The organism is Acinetobacter sp. YH12236 (genome assembly GCF_013417645.1).
Taxonomy (GTDB): domain Bacteria; phylum Pseudomonadota; class Gammaproteobacteria; order Pseudomonadales; family Moraxellaceae; genus Acinetobacter.
On record NZ_VPDM01000033.1, the window covers coordinates 11,872 to 29,322 of the forward strand.

General features: G+C 44.4%; 14 protein-coding genes. 6 read left to right on the top strand and 8 right to left on the bottom strand.

Annotated elements, in window-relative coordinates; translation table 11 throughout:
• Nucleotides 1–16 precede the first annotated feature (16 nt).
• The 4 genes from FTV14_RS12945 to FTV14_RS12960 are packed head-to-tail and all read left to right on the top strand — an operon-like array spanning nt 17 to nt 3,586.
• Complete coding sequence (locus FTV14_RS12945) at nt 17–841, top strand: acetyl-CoA carboxylase carboxyltransferase subunit alpha (protein ID WP_004783557.1); 825 nt, start codon at nt 17–19, stop codon at nt 839–841.
• Nucleotides 778–2,151, top strand: a complete 1,374-nt coding sequence (gene tilS, locus FTV14_RS12950) for a tRNA lysidine(34) synthetase TilS (RefSeq protein ID WP_179992968.1) — start codon at nt 778–780, stop codon at nt 2,149–2,151. The genes FTV14_RS12945 and tilS overlap by 64 nt, the downstream gene beginning before the upstream one ends.
• Nucleotides 2,152–2,153: 2 nt before the next feature.
• Complete coding sequence (gene proC / locus FTV14_RS12955; protein ID WP_004783553.1) at nt 2,154–2,984, top strand: pyrroline-5-carboxylate reductase; 831 nt, start codon at nt 2,154–2,156, stop codon at nt 2,982–2,984.
• A gap of 32 nt (nt 2,985–3,016) precedes the next feature.
• Nucleotides 3,017–3,586, top strand: a complete 570-nt coding sequence (locus FTV14_RS12960) for a YggT family protein (protein ID WP_004783550.1) — start codon at nt 3,017–3,019, stop codon at nt 3,584–3,586.
• A 148-nt stretch (nt 3,587–3,734) separates the two neighbouring features.
• Here FTV14_RS12960 and polA read toward each other — a convergent pair whose 3' ends face one another.
• Complete coding sequence (gene polA, locus FTV14_RS12965; protein ID WP_179992967.1) at nt 3,735–6,500, bottom strand: DNA polymerase I; 2,766 nt, start codon at nt 6,498–6,500, stop codon at nt 3,735–3,737.
• 161 nt (nt 6,501–6,661) lie between these two features.
• On the opposite strand from polA, the gene FTV14_RS12970 reads away from it, so the two are divergent.
• Complete coding sequence (locus FTV14_RS12970; protein ID WP_179992966.1) at nt 6,662–9,367, top strand: DUF2339 domain-containing protein; 2,706 nt, start codon at nt 6,662–6,664, stop codon at nt 9,365–9,367.
• Nucleotides 9,368–9,517: 150 nt separating this feature from the next.
• Here the strand turns inward: FTV14_RS12970 and FTV14_RS12975 are convergent, their stop codons facing one another.
• Nucleotides 9,518–10,441 (bottom strand): mechanosensitive ion channel family protein, encoded by a 924-nt coding sequence (locus FTV14_RS12975; protein ID WP_004783545.1) that lies wholly within the window; start codon nt 10,439–10,441, stop codon nt 9,518–9,520.
• Between the two features lie 9 nt (nt 10,442–10,450).
• Nucleotides 10,451–11,272 (bottom strand): hypothetical protein, encoded by an 822-nt coding sequence (locus tag FTV14_RS12980; RefSeq protein WP_257218507.1) that lies wholly within the window; start codon nt 11,270–11,272, stop codon nt 10,451–10,453.
• Between the two features lie 102 nt (nt 11,273–11,374).
• On the opposite strand from FTV14_RS12980, the gene gspE reads away from it, so the two are divergent.
• Nucleotides 11,375–12,862: a type II secretion system ATPase GspE gene (gene gspE, locus FTV14_RS12985; RefSeq protein ID WP_004783540.1), complete on the top strand. Its 1,488-nt coding sequence runs from the start codon at nt 11,375–11,377 to the stop codon at nt 12,860–12,862.
• A gap of 173 nt (nt 12,863–13,035) precedes the next feature.
• Here the strand turns inward: gspE and FTV14_RS12990 are convergent, their stop codons facing one another.
• The 5 genes from FTV14_RS12990 to FTV14_RS13010 form a co-directional block, all read right to left on the bottom strand.
• Entirely contained in the window at nt 13,036–13,461 is a 426-nt protein-coding gene (locus FTV14_RS12990; protein ID WP_004783539.1) for an organic hydroperoxide resistance protein, read from the bottom strand.
• 118 nt (nt 13,462–13,579) lie between these two features.
• Nucleotides 13,580–14,407: a carbon-nitrogen hydrolase family protein gene (locus FTV14_RS12995; RefSeq protein WP_179992964.1), complete on the bottom strand. Its 828-nt coding sequence runs from the start codon at nt 14,405–14,407 to the stop codon at nt 13,580–13,582.
• A 20-nt stretch (nt 14,408–14,427) separates the two neighbouring features.
• Nucleotides 14,428–14,946, bottom strand: coding sequence for an anti-anti-sigma factor GigB (gene gigB / locus FTV14_RS13000; protein ID WP_004783532.1), 519 nt, complete (start codon nt 14,944–14,946; stop codon nt 14,428–14,430).
• Nucleotides 14,947–15,058: 112 nt separating this feature from the next.
• Nucleotides 15,059–16,027, bottom strand: a complete 969-nt coding sequence (gigA, locus tag FTV14_RS13005; RefSeq protein WP_159123042.1) for an RsbU family protein phosphatase GigA — start codon at nt 16,025–16,027, stop codon at nt 15,059–15,061.
• A gap of 103 nt (nt 16,028–16,130) precedes the next feature.
• Complete coding sequence (locus tag FTV14_RS13010; protein WP_159123041.1) at nt 16,131–17,045, bottom strand: VacJ family lipoprotein; 915 nt, start codon at nt 17,043–17,045, stop codon at nt 16,131–16,133.
• Nucleotides 17,046–17,451: the final 406 nt, after the last annotated feature.

Consider the following 17,451-nt stretch of genomic DNA (forward strand, 5'->3'; position numbering starts at 1 on the left):
TGAAAACGGTTGACCTATGAAAAATAAAGCTACCCCATCAAAAGCATGGACGACAGTACAGATTGCTCGTCATCCGGAACGTCCACAATTTCTGGACTACGTAGGTGAAATATTCACCGAATTTGATGCTTTACATGGCGACCGTCTCTATGGTGATGATGGCGCAATGATCGGTGGTCTGGCACGTTTTGATGGACAACCGGTGATGATCGTGGGTCAGCACCGTGGTCGTAGTACCCGTGAAAAATTGCAGCATAATTTTGGGATGAGTAACCCGGAAGGTTACCGTAAAGCTCAGCGTCTGCTGGATATGGCGGAACGTTTTAATCTGCCAGTCTTTACCTTTATTGATACCATGGGTGCATACCCGGGTGTAGGTGCAGAAGAGCGTGGTCAGGCTGAAGCGATTGCGTCAAGTTTGGCACAACTTTCTAATCTGAAAGTGCCTGTAATTGCCACTGTTCTGGGTGAAGGCGGTTCAGGTGGTGCGCTCGGGATTGGCGTGGCGGACCGTGTAGTGATGCTTTCTCACAGTATTTATTCAGTGATTTCACCAGAAGGTTGTGCATCTATTCTGTGGAAAACCGCAGAAAAAGCGGAACAAGCCAGTGAAGCTTTGGCATTGACTGCTGAAAAATTACAGAAGATGGGCATTGTTGAATACGTTGTTGATGAAGGTGAAGGTGCACATCTGGATCCGGACGAGGTCATGTACCAACTGAAAGCAGTCCTGAAAGAAGCTTTAAATGAACTGCAAGCAATGGAACCACAAGCACGATGCGAAGCACGTTACCAACGTTTAATGAAGTTTGGCAGCGACAATTTAGGTCTGGCATCTTAAAGCAACTGCAGGAATTTTCTGCAGAAAAAAAATTTCTAATCGGATGCAGTGGCGGCGTAGATTCTATGCTGTTGCTACATCTGATGTTTTTTTTGTGTCCGGAAAAAATCCGCGCGATTTATGTTGATCATCAATTACAAAGTATCAGCAATGAATGGGGCGCTTTTGTCCAGCAACAGTGTCAGCAACTAAATATTCCTTGCATCATTCAGCCTGTCCATGTTGCCAGCGGCAATCTGGAATCACAGGCTCGCCAATCACGGTATCAAGCTTATTTACGGCATCTTCGGCCCAATGAAATTCTGGTCTTGGCTCACCATCAGCAGGATCAGGCAGAAACTTTGATGTTGCGCTTACTTTCTGGTGCAGGGATTGATGGTCTGGCTGCCATGAAAGCGATCGATATACGGACAGATTTAACCATCTGGCGGCCACTGCTGGATATTTCTCGTGAGCAGATTTGCCAATGGGCAGCAGATTTAAATATCCAGAATATTGAAGATCCGACCAATCAGGATACTCATTATGACCGTGCCTGGGCACGTCAGGTGCTGTGGCCAGTCTTAAGTCATCGCTATCCGAAAATGCAGTCTGCCTTGGCTCGTACCAGTGAACTGATGCAGGATGCACAAAACATTCTGCAAGAAGTATTAGAGCAGGATCTCAAACTCTGTGGTAACGCCGAAATTCTCGATCTATCTTCATTCTCAAGTTTATCCAAAGCACGGCAGCGTCAGTTACTCTCGGTCTGGATGAAAGGTGAGGGACAATATCGTCCCTCTCTGGACATGGTTGAGCGTGTACAGGCTGAAGTAATTGGAGCGAAACCAGATGCTCAAGCAGCGCTACATTGGTCGGGCTATTACTATGTGCGTTATCAGCAGCAGTTGCATCGACTAAAAGCTGAAGTTTATCTGGCTGATCAACAGCTAAACGTAGCTGAACAGCAGATCATTTTACAGAATAAAGATCAGGTTCATCTTCCTTCCGGTCAATTCAGGATTCAAAGGGCTGAGATAGGATTATCTCCCACTTTATTAGGACAACCCTTGTATTTACGGCAACGGAAGGGGGGTGAAAAAATCCATCTCTATGGACGGGTGGGACACTGGCCGCTCAAAAAAGCTATTCAGGAAGCGCAAATATTTCCCTGGACTCGGCATACTATTCAAATATTAAGCACAGATAATGTTATGCTAGGCGTGTTTACACCTAAAGGATTTTGGTTAGCTCAATCTGCATATTGTGAAGCAGGGGGATGGCTACCCATTTCGGTTTCTTCAACTTTAGAATTCAACGACGAGCATTAAACATGAGTGCAGCTTTAAATTGTAATATTAGTTTTATTGGTGGCGGTAATATGGCTCAAGCCTTGATTGGCGGGCTGATTTCGCAGGGGTTGCCAGCAACGCGTATTACAGTTTCTGATCCGGTTGAGAAAGTACGCTCACTTCTTGCAGAAAAAGAAGTCAATGTCACCGATGATAATATTGCTGCTATTAAAGATGCGGATATCGTCCTGTTTGCAGTCAAACCACAGGTTTTAGCTGGTGTGTTAAAACCACTTCAAGGTTTACTTGATGGCAAGCTGGTGATTTCAATTGTTGCGGGTGCCGAGATTGCAACACTATCTGCGCTATTGGGTACTGATCGTATTGTCCGTGTGATGCCGAATACACCCGCATTGGTACAGACTGGTGCACATGGTTTATTTGCCAATGCAGAAGTTGGTAATGATGACCGTGAGCTGGCGAGTCAGGTTTTGGCTTCTACCGGTCTGACAATTTGGGTAAACTCAGAAGCTCAGATTGATGCCGTAACTGCAGTCTCTGGTTCAGGACCTGCTTACTTCTTCTATATGATGGAAAGCATGATTCGTGCAGGCAAGAATTTAGGTCTGGATGAAAAAGTAGCTACTGCATTGACATTGCAAACTGCTTTGGGGGCAGCGCAAATGGCGATCACCAGTTCGAATACACCGGCAGAGCTACGTAAGAATGTAACATCTCCGAATGGTACAACTCAGGCGGCATTGGAAGTGTTTGATCGCGCGCAGATTTCTCAGAATATTCAGGCAGCGCTTGCTGCTGCGCAAAAACGTAGTCAGGAACTGGCCCAAGAGCTCAGTGACAATAGCAAATAATCTATCAGTTTAATTTTTAGGAACGTTCAAGTATGGGTGCAAATTCTGCGCTAATTTTTGGCATTATCATTAACGTCGCGATTTTGCTCGTATTCTTCCGCTTTTTAATGCAATTAGCCGCGGTGAGTCCTTATAATCCTGTCGTTCTATCTACTGTCAAAGCGACTAAAATTGTAGATGTGTTTGGGCGTATTTTTCCAACTGCAGGTAAAGGCCGGGTGAATACTGCTGCACTGGCACTTTTGGTCGTGCTGTATTTGCTGAAAATTTTTGGCATCATGTATTTGTCTGGGGGAATGCCAAATGGTCCAATCCATTTGCTTATTCTAACCTTCGTTACCATGATGCAGGATTTGATCCGTTTCTGTCGTTACCTGATTTTTGCAACGATTATTTTGAGCTGGGTGGTGATGTTTACGCAATCCCGTTCACCTTATATTGAGGTAGTTCAGGAACTTGCAGAACCATTATTGGCACCGTTCCGTCGTATCATGCCGAATATGGGAATGATCGATCTGTCTCCAATTCTGGCAATTTTGGCATTGATCGTAATTGAAATGATTATGAATCAGGTGGCAATTGTGTTGCTAACCGGTCTTTAATCAGACCCTAAAGAAAAAGGACGCTTAGGCGTCCTTTTTTATTTCAAGAAAATTCCCTCTCCTTGTAGGAGAGGGTTAGGGTTAGGTCTATAAATTTAAATAACCTCTATCCCAACCTTCCTCCTAAAAGGAGGAAGGAGCTTTAGTATTAATGCGCTTCATCCCAGTTCATGCCTTTACCGACTTCCACGACCAAAGGCACAGAGATTTCAATCACAGATTGCATCACTTCGGCCAGTTGAGGAGCCAGTTCATCTGCAATCGCTTCATCGACTTCAAATACCAATTCATCGTGCACTTGTAGCAGCATTTTGGCCTGATCTTTAGGTAGCATTTTATCAACCTCAATCATCGCCATTTTGATAATGTCTGCAGCTGAACCTTGTAATGGTGCATTAATCGCCGCACGTTCAGCGGCTTTGCGGACCATCATGTTACGGGCATCGATATCAGGTGTGTATAAACGGCGACCTAGAATAGTTTCAACGAAGCCTTGTTCCAATGCCACCTGACGGGTACGCTGCATATATTCATAAATTCCCGGATAGCGGCGGAAATACTGTTTGATATATTCCTGTGATTCCTGACGGGTGAAACCTAACTGACGGGTCAGACCAAATTCAGACATGCCATAGAGCAGACCGAAATTCACGGCTTTGGCCTGACGACGCTGATCATTGGTCACTTCTTCAAGCGGGATACCCAGAACTTCAGCTGCGGTACGGCGATGCACATCCTGTCCATGGTTAAAGGCATCTACTAGCGCATCATCCTGAGATAAATGTGCCATCAGACGCAATTCAATCTGTGAATAATCGGCTGCGAGTAAGACACGACCTTCAGGTGCAATAAAGGCCTTACGAATCTGACGTCCGATTTCTGCACGAATGGGAATGTTTTGCAGGTTTGGATCAGTAGACGATAAACGGCCAGTGGCTGTGAGTGCCTGATGATAACTGGTATGCACACGATGGGTTTCGTTATTGGCCTGTTTGCATAGACCATCGGTATAGGTACTTTTCAGTTTAGACAGACCGCGATATTCCAAAATCAGTTCAGCAATCGGGTGTTCCAGTTTTTCCAGTACACTTTCGCTGGTACTGTACTGACCGGTAGAGGTCTTTTTACCACCTTTTAGGCCCAGTTTGTCAAACAGAACTTCACCGACCTGCTTAGGGGAGCTAACATTAAACGCTTCACCGGCTATTTCCGTGATCTGATTTTCTAGATTCTGCATGGTTTGAGCGAACTCACAACCGAGCTGATCCAGGAAAGCCAGATCCAGTCGGATGCCATTTTCTTCCATACTGGTCAGCACACGCGCTACAGGCATTTCAATATTGTACAGAATATTGACCAGTTCAGGATAAGTCTGCAGCTTTTTGCTGAGTACTTCAAACAAGCGATAAGTCACATGCGCATCTTCTGCCGCATAATGCGCTGCAGTTTCGATCTCGATTTTATTGAAAGTTTTTTGTTTGGCGCCTTTACCCGCCACCTGTTCATAAGTGGTGGTTAAGTGGCTTAAGTACAGACGAGCCACATCATCCATACCGTGGCGAGTGGCAACTGAGTTCAATACATAAGAAGCCAGCATGGTATCAAAATACCAGCCCACCAGATGAATGCCGTGATTTTCCAGAACATGCGCATCATATTTCAGATGGTGGCCAATTTTCTGAATGGCTTCATTTTCTAGAATCGGTTTGATCTGAGCCAAAATTTCTTCACGATTGAGCTGTTCTGGCGCACCTTCATAATCATGTGCTAGCGGTACGTAATAGGCATCCTGTGCATCAAAAGCCACCGAAAAACCAACAATCTGTGCAATACGATAATCCAGACTGGTGGTTTCGGTGTCAAAAGCAAAGCGTTTTTCAGTGTTTAAACGTTCAAACAGCTTACTCCAATCTTCCTGAGTCAACACAGTATGATAAGTGGCTTCTCCAAGCTGATCATTATCACTGCTCAGTGTCGCCTGCTGCTCATCGGCTTCCTGAGGTTCAGGTGCTGCTTTGGCAGTAATCGATTGGGTAGCCTGTTTATAATTACGGTTATTGGGATTATTTGGATGATCCAGTGATTGCAGCTGGTTACGGAATTCCAGTTCAGTATACAGATTACGTAAAGCTTCTACATTTGGATCCTGAAGTTTCAGGTCATCATAAGTGAAGCTTAAATCCAGATCGCAAATGATGCTGGCCAACTGATGATCCAGTGCAATGCCATCGGTATTGTCTTTAATATTCTGACCCACTTTACCTTTGATCTTGTCGACATTTTCCAGAATGCCACCAATCGAGCCATATTCATTGAGTAATTTGGCTGCAGTTTTCGCCCCAATCCCAGGCACACCCATAATACCGTCTGAGGCATCGCCCATCAGGGTCAGATAGTCAATGATCTGGTTTGGCCATACACCAAACTTTTCAAAAACCCCATCAACATCCATTGGTTTTTCTTTGAAACTGTCTTCCAGGGTCACTTTATCAGTCACCAGCTGTGCCATGTCTTTATCACCAGTCGAAATCAGCACCTGATGGCCTAAAGCTTCAGCACGTTTAGCCAGTGTACCAATAATGTCATCCGCTTCCGCACCTGGCAGCATATGCAGGGGAATGCCCAAAGCACGAATCAAGGCATGTAAGTATGGAATTTGCTGTGACAGTTCTTCCGGCATGCTCGGACGGTCACCTTTATAAATAGGTGATAGCTCGTGACGGAAAGTCGGTTCAGGCGTGTCGAAAATCACCGCCATATGGGTTGGCTGGGTACGGCGCATCAGTTTTTGAATAGCAGAAATCGCACCACGAATTGCATTGGTGTGCAGACCGGTTGACGTGGTTAATGGTGGTAGTGCATGAAAGGCACGAAATAAAAAGTAAGAGCCATCGACCAAGACAAATGGTGGCATGTAATCAATTCCTTATTCAAAAAACAGTTTTATTGTACGTGATTTTTACTGCACTCGCAGGGGCAAGTCGGTTTCTACAGCTTAGCGAATATCGGGTGAAGATGAAATAAGCAGTACAAGCTGTTGTATGATGACATGGTTAAGGAACGAGAACGAGAAGAATGACGGCAAGGCAAAATGAATTGCGTATGATCTGGCTGATTAGTCTGGTAATTGTGGGGATAAGTGCATGGTATCTGGAATTGCAGATCGTGACTTATCTCACTGGTCTGGGTTTCCTGATCAGCGTGATGCAATATATCAGTGCCATTGAAGCGCCCGTGCGGGATCTGGCTGCATCGACGCAGGTGATTGTGCCAGCCAATTCTAAAATACCGCTATATATTTCTTCTATTATCGCCATTGTCGGAGGCGTGACTGAGCTCAACTGGCTCATGGGTATTGGTATTACTGCCTGGATTTTCTTTCTATTACGCTGGCTACAGCGTTTGGAACGTAACATTGTCCAGTTGCAATCTCGTTACCGGTCAACAGATCAGGCTCATCCAGAAATCACTCAACCAGATATTCCTTTACCTATTGCTACTCAAGCAAGTCCAGATCAACCACAATTGCTGGATCAGATCCAGCAGTGGATTTTTCGAGGAAATCCGGTTCTTAAAGCTGCGATCGCGATTCTGGTCATTGGGATTATTTTATTACTCCGTTTTGCAACAGAGCACTGGCAGCTGAGCCTGGCGGTAAAATTAGGACTGGTCGCTTTATCTGCTGTTGTTGTGACCGGATTGGGTTATACCCTGATCGCTAAAAACCGCAGTTTCGGTCTGGGACTGGAAGGCTTGGGATTAGGGGCATTATTTCTGACCTTGTTCTTTGCCTATTACAATCTGGTGATTGCCACGTTGCCACTGGCAGCTCTGGTGTTCTTGGTCATTTTGGCAATTACGCTGTACTTAAGCTTGAAACAGGAAAGTATTGAGCTGGCATTCATGGCCTTATTCATTGCCTATCTAGCGCCGTTTACCTTGCCGACCCGGGATGCTTCTGCGGTTGAGTTCATCAGTTATTATTTGCTGATTAATATCGGCGTGCTGTTCCTTAGCAGTTTGCGGCCCTGGAAAATCCTGAACCAGATTGCTTTTCTGGTCACAGTCATAGTAGGTGGAATGTATAGCCTGATTCATGGTCATACATACGAACGTTATACGATGACGACTCTGATTCTGGCACATAGTGCGGTATTCATCTGGCTGGGCTTTCGTTTTAGCCAGTTACTGGCTCGGCAGGATCTTTCGCGTTTTCGTTTAAAACCGGTTCTGGATCTTGCCCTGATTTTCGCTGCACCGATTACCGCCTATATTTTCCTGTATCTGATTCATTTCAATCAGCCTGATCAAAAGCTTTGGCAAGCCGGATTTAGTCTGTTATTTGCCGGGATATTTGCAGTCTGCTGGACCTTAGTTCGCCGTCGAGAGAGTATTCAGGTCATTTCCCAAAGTTATCTCAGCCTGATGCTGATCTTTCTGGCTTTGGTTCCCCCCATTTTATTGACAGAGCAGTGGAGCGTAGTCGGTTGGGCGGTTGAAGGCGTACTGATTTATCTCTGGGCATTGGAAAAGAATATTCGGGTTGCGCATTATCTGAGTATGGGACTGCTGATCATGGCAGGCTTCAGTAGTGTTTACTATCTGATTGAGCTTAATCCCACACCGCGGGAAATTTTCTGGATTCTCAGCTTCTGTTATGTCGCTGTCGTCTTCCTGAGTCAGCTTAAAGCCAAATATCGCCAGCAGCTGAATAGTTTAAGTATCAGTTTTCTGAGCATTCTCAGTTTTGCTGGAATTTTGATGTTGTTTGCCTTGCTTGAAGATGAGTTCGCTCATGAGCAGGCCTATATTTATAGTTTATTCAGTCTTGCACTGGGTTATACGGTTCTAAGTGAGATCATTCAGCGCAAGCATCAGGAATGGTGCTGGTTATTACCGAAATGGAGCGGTCTTACGCCATTGGTGATCATTGCGATTTTGCTGGCTGTTGATCATAGCGAAAATGGGATTCTGGTCTGGCCAAGTGCTTTAGAGCGTGGAATCTTTGCACTTTCATCATTATTGCTGGCTGCCTTATGGTTAAGACCGGTGAAAGGGATTGATTTATCCAAAGAGTGGATGAGCTTTGGGGTATTTGCCAGCCTGGCTTTGGCTAGTGTATGCCTAATACCGAGCATGCCTTATCTGAGTATGGTAATTTTTCCTCTGGTGTTCTGGTTCTGGTGTTACCGACAAAAAGAAAATTCAGAGTGGCGCTTACTCTGGCAGAGTAAAAACTGCTTAGTGTTAATGGGAGCTTGGTTAATATGCTCACAGCTGTTTAACCAGCAAGCTTTCCAATATTACTGGTTACCTCTATTCAATCCATTTGATCTGATCAGTCTGGCCATGCTTGCCAGTTTCCTGTGGATGCTGTTGCAGCAGATTCGGGCAGGACACGATCGCGGGATGATGTCGGTACTGATGGTACTAAGCCTGTTATGGCTGTCGAGCTATATTGTATTACGGGCCTTACATATCTATCTGCAAACACCATTCAATAGCCTGGAATTGTGGAGTAATGCCACAGTACAGTTAAGCCTGACGATTCTTTGGGTATTGCTGGCCTGGGCGACTATGTGGACGGCTACGCTAAAAAGGCTTAAACCGATGTGGATTTTAGGAGGCAGTATTCTGGTAATCGTCAGCTTGAAGCTGGTGTTATTCGACTTATCTCATACCGGTACACTGACACGTGTGATTTCATTCTTGCTGGCCGGTGGGGTCATGCTACTGATTGCGTATATAGCACCAATGCCGGATGGGGAGAAAAGGGTTTGAATCTAAATTACTCGATTTGAGCGTTAATTTAATCTCCCCAAACCCTGAACGAGCTTAAAGCACTGCTTTAAGCGATATGTAAAAGAAAGACAGGCTTTTTATGACAGTTCCTCCCTTAGTAAAGGGAGGTGAGGAGTGATTTAGAAAAAGTTATTTTAAATCCGGCTCTCTCTTCAGCTCCTTCTCATTGGCATATTGATCAACGTCTTCATTTTCCAGTGGGCGAGCCAGTGGATGATCAACAAAGCCCATTTTCGGTACCGGAATTTCAATCTGGTTATCGAGAAAGCCATTTCGGATTCGTTCCTGCATTTCATCACGGACTTTCAGATAATTTTCCTGCTGGCACCAGATCGCAAACAAAAGTTCAATCGAAGATTCACGGAAGGCGGTGACTGTGACTGCAGGCTTTGGATCGGCCAGAACCAGTGGATATTTATTGGCAACATCAAGCAGTACTTCACGCACCTTGATGATGTCTTCATGGAAATTAATAGCCAAGGTAATCGGAATACGCCGGATCGGAAACTTGGACAGGTTATGTACCGGAGCCCGAATCAGCTGTTCGTTCGGCAAACGTACATAGATATTGTCTTGGGTAAGCAGTTTAACCGAGAGCAGATCAATCGAAATCACTTCACCTTCAACGGTATGTCCACGAATCAGTGTAATCTGAATGGTATCACCGACCTCAAAAGATCCTTCACCGATCAGGAAGATACCGCTGATCAAGTTTGACGCTGAAGTCTGAGAAGCGAAACCCAGTGCGACGGTTAAAATACCCGCTGCACCAAGGAAAACACTGAGTTTAAAACCAGCTTCCTTCAAACTTGCCATCACAAACAGCAGGAAAATAAAGTAGAAAATCCCGCGGCGCCAGACCATTTGCTGATGCGCATTAAAGCGTATACCAATAGTACGGATAAAAGCATTCGAAAAAAAACGTGCGATCAGGAAACCAATAAAACACAGCACAACCGCGACGACGATTTCAGTCAGGCGATCGGTATTAATATTGGTAAATACTCCCTTGAGACTGTTGGTGACTTCGGTTGGAATATTCGAATTTGGCATCACACGCTCTTAGAAAAATGAATCAAACATATTAAATAAATTTCCCGCCGGATCACGCGGTGGGTGTAAATAATCCACTTCACCCGCATTGGGCGGGGTACGGTTTTCCACCCGGATCCGGGGTGGGCGATCCAGACCTTCATGCAAAACCTTAATCTGCGAGGTCCACAGACGTTCAGTGCTGGCACTATAAAAGAGAGGCAATGCAGGTACTGGAACATTCATCCGATCGAAACGCAGTTGCTGCTGACTGGTATTATGAAACTCAATCGGGGTCACAGCACGGAATGCACGAGGACGTAATTGTTGCAATTCAGTCCGGCCATCGACTGCGGTAGCATAGCAAATTTCACCGGAACGGTGATTTGGCCCAAACCAGGTATCTTTCGGTAAAATCACTGGAAGATCAAAAATCGGTTCACGTTGACCTTCGACAAAACCGGCAATCCATAGCGGGGTGCTGATATAGAGCGTTCCACGTTGTCCAGCCGGAATATAAATCGGATCAACCGGTTTAATTACTACGGAGCGATTCGCCAGACGAGGCATAAGCTGTAACTTGCTTTGGGTAGATTTGAACATATAGCGTTCAATTTTCACCGGGGTCGGGAATGCAAATAGTGGATCACTAATCTGATGCCATTGCTGTTCATAATCGTACTGCACCGTCGGACGATAATATTCCAGTCGCCATTCTTGCAAGCCTCGGGTCAAACGAAACAGCAGAGAGCCAAATTGCCAGGCCTTGGACTCGTTAATTTCAAAACTTTGCTCTCCCCACCATTGAATTCTGGGAGACTGCAGGTTCAATTCCTCTTGATCTTGGGGCAATGTTGGCATCCTTTCTTGCTAAATCTTTGAAAACATACTTCACGCTGTCATATGCTTAGAGTACACTCAATTTAAATTTTTTCATCATTATTATAATCTGCGATGCAAGTACTGAAACAATTACAAATCCCGTATAGCTTTGCGAAACGTCATGGTGTGCTATTGCGTTACGAGGGAGATCAGGCTTTTATTGTCCGTCGTGACAATACATCTATGCTTGCATTACAGGAAGCACGCCGTTTGCTGGGTCATCCGGCTCAGTATCAACATTGTACAGAACAAGAATTCAATCAGTTACTCAGTTCCAGTTTTGCTGGTGATAGCGGTGAGTCACAGCAGGTGGCGGCTGGTCTGGAAGATCACCCGGATTTATTAAGTCTTGCCGATTCAGTTCCTGAAGCTGAAGACCTGATGGATCAGGAGGATGATGCGCCTATTGTCCGTCTGATCAATGCCTTGTTGTCTGAAGCAATCCGGGTTGGAGCTTCAGATATTCATGTGGAATCTTTCGAAAAACGACTTTCCGTACGCTTGCGTGTCGATGGGCAGTTGCGTGAAATTGTGCAGCCACGTCGTGAGCTGGCGCCATTACTGGTATCACGGATCAAGGTCATGGCCAAGCTGGACATTGCAGAAAAACGTATTCCTCAGGATGGACGTATTTCCTTGCGTCTGGCAGGGCGTGAAGTCGATGTCCGTGTTTCAACCTTGCCATCCTCTTATGGGGAGCGGGTGGTGATGCGATTGCTAGACAAACAGGCTGGCCGTCTAAATATGACTCATCTGGGCTTGATGAATAACGATTATGATCGACTCAAGACCCTGGTGCATCGTCCTCATGGCATTATTCTGGTGACTGGACCTACCGGATCGGGTAAGACCACTACCTTATATGCAGCACTTTCTGATCTAAATGATGGTTCCAAAAATATCCTGACGGCTGAAGATCCGGTGGAATATCAGTTAGAAGGGATTGGTCAGACTCAGGTAAATACCAAAGTCGACATGACCTTTGCTCGTGCTTTAAAAGCCATGTTGCGTCAGGATCCGGATGTGGTGATGGTCGGTGAGATTCGTGATCTGGAAACCGCAGAAATTGCAGTTCAGGCATCATTGACTGGTCACCTGGTATTATCAACACTACATACCAATACTGCGATTGGTGCAGTGACCCGTTTAAAAGACATGGGAATTGAGCCATTCTTGCTATCCAGCTCCTTAATTGGGGTAGTTGCTCAGCGTCTGGTACGTACCTTATGTCCGCATTGTGCGACCTGGAAGGATGCGGATGCATTTGAAAAGAATCTGTTTGAACATATTGAGCATCCACAGGATTTAAGATTACCTCAACCGCACGGTTGTGAACGGTGTGGTAATACCGGCTTTAGTGGACGTACCGCCATTTATGAAATTGTACCGGTTGATGAGCATATGCGCCGTCTGATTCATGGTAATGCGGCTGAATATGAGCTGGAAACCTATGCACGTCAGCAATCTGGTTCAATTCGCGATGATGGTTTACGTAAAGTACTGGCTGGAAAAACCACGATTGAAGAAGTTTTGCGTGTAACCAATGAGGCGGCAGAGTAAATTTTTATTCGATGGGATAGGAAGGCACAGTTTTCTTAAGTAAATATCTCAAGTGATCATTTTTCTATGAAATAGCACAAAGTAATTTTGATTAAAATTTTATAAGAATAATCAGCTCTATCCTGAAATGACTTCTGATTTTTCAGGATAGAGAGTGGAATGCTTATGTAGACTTAGGTGATGACATTCAAAGTAACATCAATATTGTTTCGGGTTGCATTTGAATAAGGACAAACGATGTGTGCGGCATCGACCAGCTTTTGAGCTTCGTCCTGTTCCATTCCTTCTAAATGAATATTTAAAGTCACTTCAATGCCAAAACCGGTAGGAATCGGACCAATGCCAACTTCACCTTCAATATAGGCATCTTTGCTAATATTGATTTTATCCCGGTTGGCAACAAACTTCATGGCACCTAAAAAACAGGCTGAATAACCTGCAGCGAACAATTGTTCAGGATTGGTCCCGCCACCTGGGCCACCCATTTCCTTGGGCACTGCCAGTTTCACATCCAGAATCTGATCGTCAGAGGTTGCACGGCCATCTCGACCGCCTGTAGCTTTGGCACGTGCGGTATATACTGCTTTTTCTAATGACATGAGAGTATTTCCTGCTTGTTCTTTTATGGAACTTCTATGCTCCATAATTTCTAGGGAAGAATAAGCAGGGATTTTGTTAATTTATGCAAGCGAATGAGAATGCGGTAAAAAGTCTGACTTAAGAGAACTTTAGTAGCTTGCGATGCTGCATGAGTGGCATAGACTCACGCACTTTGGCCTGCCCAGTCAAATCAAAATCAACCGTAATAATCTGTGCGCCTTCCGCATGCACCATATCGAGAAGTTGACCACGGCTGTTTGTGGCAGCGGCATGTCCCCAAGTTTGACGTTTTTCACCATGCCAACCCTGTTGTGCAGCACCGAGAACTGTGCATTGGGTATCCATAGCACGTGCTTGCAATAATAATTGCCAGTGCATTTGGCCAGTGGTGTAAGTAAAGGCAGATGGCGCAGTTAAAATATTCGCGCCATGGGCACGTAAATGAAGCGCAAGTTCAGGAAAACGCAGGTCATAGCAGACCATCATACCGATATTGCCAAAAGGTGTTTTCGCAACAACAACATCGGTACCTGGTTCAAAAAATTGGGATTCCTGATAGCCACCAACAGCATCACCGACCTGTACATCAAAGAGGTGAATCTTGTCATAGCGGGCTTCAGTTTTTTCTGGGCTAATACACAAGCTAACGGTACGAACCCTGTCATCTTCAATAATCGAACCATCAGGACGATAAGGACAGGGTAATGTCCCTGCGATAATCCAGATCTGATATTGATGCGCTAGTTGTTCCAGACGTTGTTGAATGCTCTCGAACTGAGCAGCGGTTTCGCGCTGCTTACCAGCAGCAAAACAGACGAAATTTTCAGGAAAGACAATAAGCTCAGCACCTTTTGCTTTACTTTGTTGAATTAATGATTCGATGGTCATGAAATTTTGCTCAATTTCATTCTGGGAATTCATCTGTGCAACAGAAAGTAAAGTCATAGGGATTCCTTATTGTGTGTTCATACCTTTTGTTCAGACACTTGATCTAGATTATCTTGTTCTTTTTGCAACTGTTTGACCAAGGGCTCAAACATATTCTGGTTGCTCTGATTTAACCGCATTAAAGTCTTGTGTGCATCCAGAACAGTTTTCAGCATTGCTTGATGCGTCACATGTTCTTCCATCAGTTTACGCGTACATACATTTGAATCACCGCAGTAATCCAAAATGACAAAGACCTGCCCCAAGCCCATACTGTTGGCCAGAGTCGTGATATCAGAGTTAGTCGACAACATCACCGCCTGGATCTTATGGAGCTGCTTAAGTTTAAGTCCTAATTTTGCTAGGACACCCAGTACAGTGCTGTCAATAAAGCTGGTTTCAGTCAGATCAACAATTGCGCCAACAACGTTGTCCTGCTGCTCAAGTTTGTTCAGTAATTTGTCTAGACTAATACAAGATTGGGCCCGCACTTCGCCGATAAGCTTAAAAATATGCGTTCCATTCAAGCTTGCATATTCAACATGACCTGTTGACATATAAATGCCATTTGCAGAGAAGGATATTAAATTATCCCATAGGGTCTACGGATACTCAAGTAGCTGAAAGTCGCAATCAAATTAAGTGCTTATAAAGCTTGTGATTATACTGCTATTTCACTCTTATAAAGCTGAGAATGGCAATATCGTCGGCAACATGTTCGGGTGCCTCGAAGGATTCGTTCTGTAAGTGATGCAATAATTGGGAAAATTGTTCATTCAGACCGCCGTTAAACGGCTCCAATGCTCCATCTGAACAGATAATAAATCGTGCATTGCGGCTGAGGATATATTCATTTTCTTCTACCTCAAGGTCTTCAGTGAGGCCAAGAGGAAAGCTGCTGGATGACAGGATTTTAGGTTCCTGATTCGGTTCAAAGATAATCGGAGGAGGGTAGTGGCCAGCACTGGACCATTTCAAGACATGGGTTTCCAGGTTCAGAATTCCGGCTATCATGGTGATATGTTTTTCAATATTTTCCTGAACCAGCATCCCGTTCAGCTTCTTGATCAGCTCACGAGGCGTTTTCGAACGTCCATGAAAGGCTGCCATCCAGGATGTTAATAAACTGCTGGTAACGCCATGACCAGAAACATCTGCCAGATAGAAAATGACTTCTTTATCGCTGATTTTCCAGTAATCATACCAATCGCCAGATAGATAGGCAGAAGGCTGAAAATAGGTTTCAACCGCATAATTGGTTAATTCAATTTCATTCGGTAGCAAACGTTTTTGTAGCTCTGCTGCTGAAGGAAGATCACGACTATCCTGATTACGCTTATATTGCGCATCGATTTTTTGTAATGCGATATCGGGTTGTTCAGGCAGTTTATCCCAGATCCAGCCTGCCAAAGCACCTTGTTCCCAAGCTTGTGCCAAGGCTGTTCCTTCATTTTCCAGCGCTAATACGACAGTCGGAAGGTTCCACTTATATTTCAGATAATCATGTACATCTGCAATGGCAATAATCGTCGCATCGTACAACTCGTGATCTTCCAGCTTGATTACTTGAACGTGCGGAAGCTTCTCAAGCACTTGATCTAAATAAGGAATATCACGGGTAGGTTGAATGAAATACATAGACAGGTAGTTCGATCCTAGGATGAGTTATAAGATGTACTATAACAAGCAAATGATTGCTAGCGAACGGTTTTCGCTAGCAAATCATCATTGAGCTTAGGTTTCAAAGGTCATCACTAGAAGATTCAGTCTCATTTTCATCGAAAGATTCATCTTCAAGATTTTCATCATCGAAGTCATCTTCAAGGAATAAAGATTCCTGTTCCAGACCTTTTTTCTGGGCGATCATATAATTGGTGCGTTGCAAATAAATATCGCGAATTTGTGCATAACGATCACCTGTTAACACACCTTCAATATCAAGTAATTCTGCACGATTATCAATTGCACGCCAGAATTGATCACCCCAATACAAGCCTTCATCATCTTCAAGAATATATTTCTGTGGACGGGTCTGGCTATCGACTGCCATACCGAAAGTATCACGCACAGAACTTGGGCCTAGGAACGGTAACATCACATAAGGACCGGAAGGTACACCGTAATAACCTAGCGTAATCCCGAACTTTTCATCTTCATGATCCAGTCCCAGACGACGGGCTGGGTCTGCCAGACCTAAAGTAGTTAAGGTATTAATGGTAAAACGGCCCAAAGATTTTGCTGCACGAGCAGGACGGCCCTGAATCAACTGGTTTACCGCATTCCATGGTTCACCTAAATTGCTACGGAACTGGGTATAGCTGCCACGCACATCTTGAGGAACCTTTTCCTGATACTGAACCGCAATGGGGCGAACAACTGCCTGATCGATTGCATCATTAAATTGATACACCTTTCTATTCCAGCCCTGGAAAGGATCTTTAACTTCTTCAGCCTGTGCAGCACTAGCATCGACTTTTAGCTGGGTTTGCAGGTGACTCACTTTAGAAGATATTTTTTCTCTGAGTGGAACCGTAGCAGTAGTAGAAGATTCAGTTTCTATTTCAGTCTGTTCAGCCTGAGTAGTGTCTTCAGCAAAAATTAATGGGCTAGAGGCCAAAGAAAATAAGCATAAAGATAAATAAATAGAGCGATGCATAAGGAAACCCCAAAGCCTTGTTCTGAGTATAGTGGCGTTGTTTAACCCGGAATAATAAACTGTATTACTAGGAATAGGCGTAATTTAAGCAAAATTGTATAATAAATGAATAAAAACTTCATAAAAGGCTAAAAATTAGACATGCGGTAAGATTTATTTGAAAAAGGTGTTGCAAGCCCTCTGAAATGCTGTAGAATGCACATCCATCGGCGGTGATGAAGATTAAAACTTCTGATAAAACAGTAACTTAGCGTGAAATGGTTAAGTTGGGTTTTAGAAAGAAAGTTTAAAAATAATTTTCATTACTGGTTGACTTTCTAGAGATAGAGAGTAATATAGCCGACCTAGCTTGCTACTGACGAAGTAGCAAGAAGATCATTAAGAGATTATGAAGAACAACTTGTGT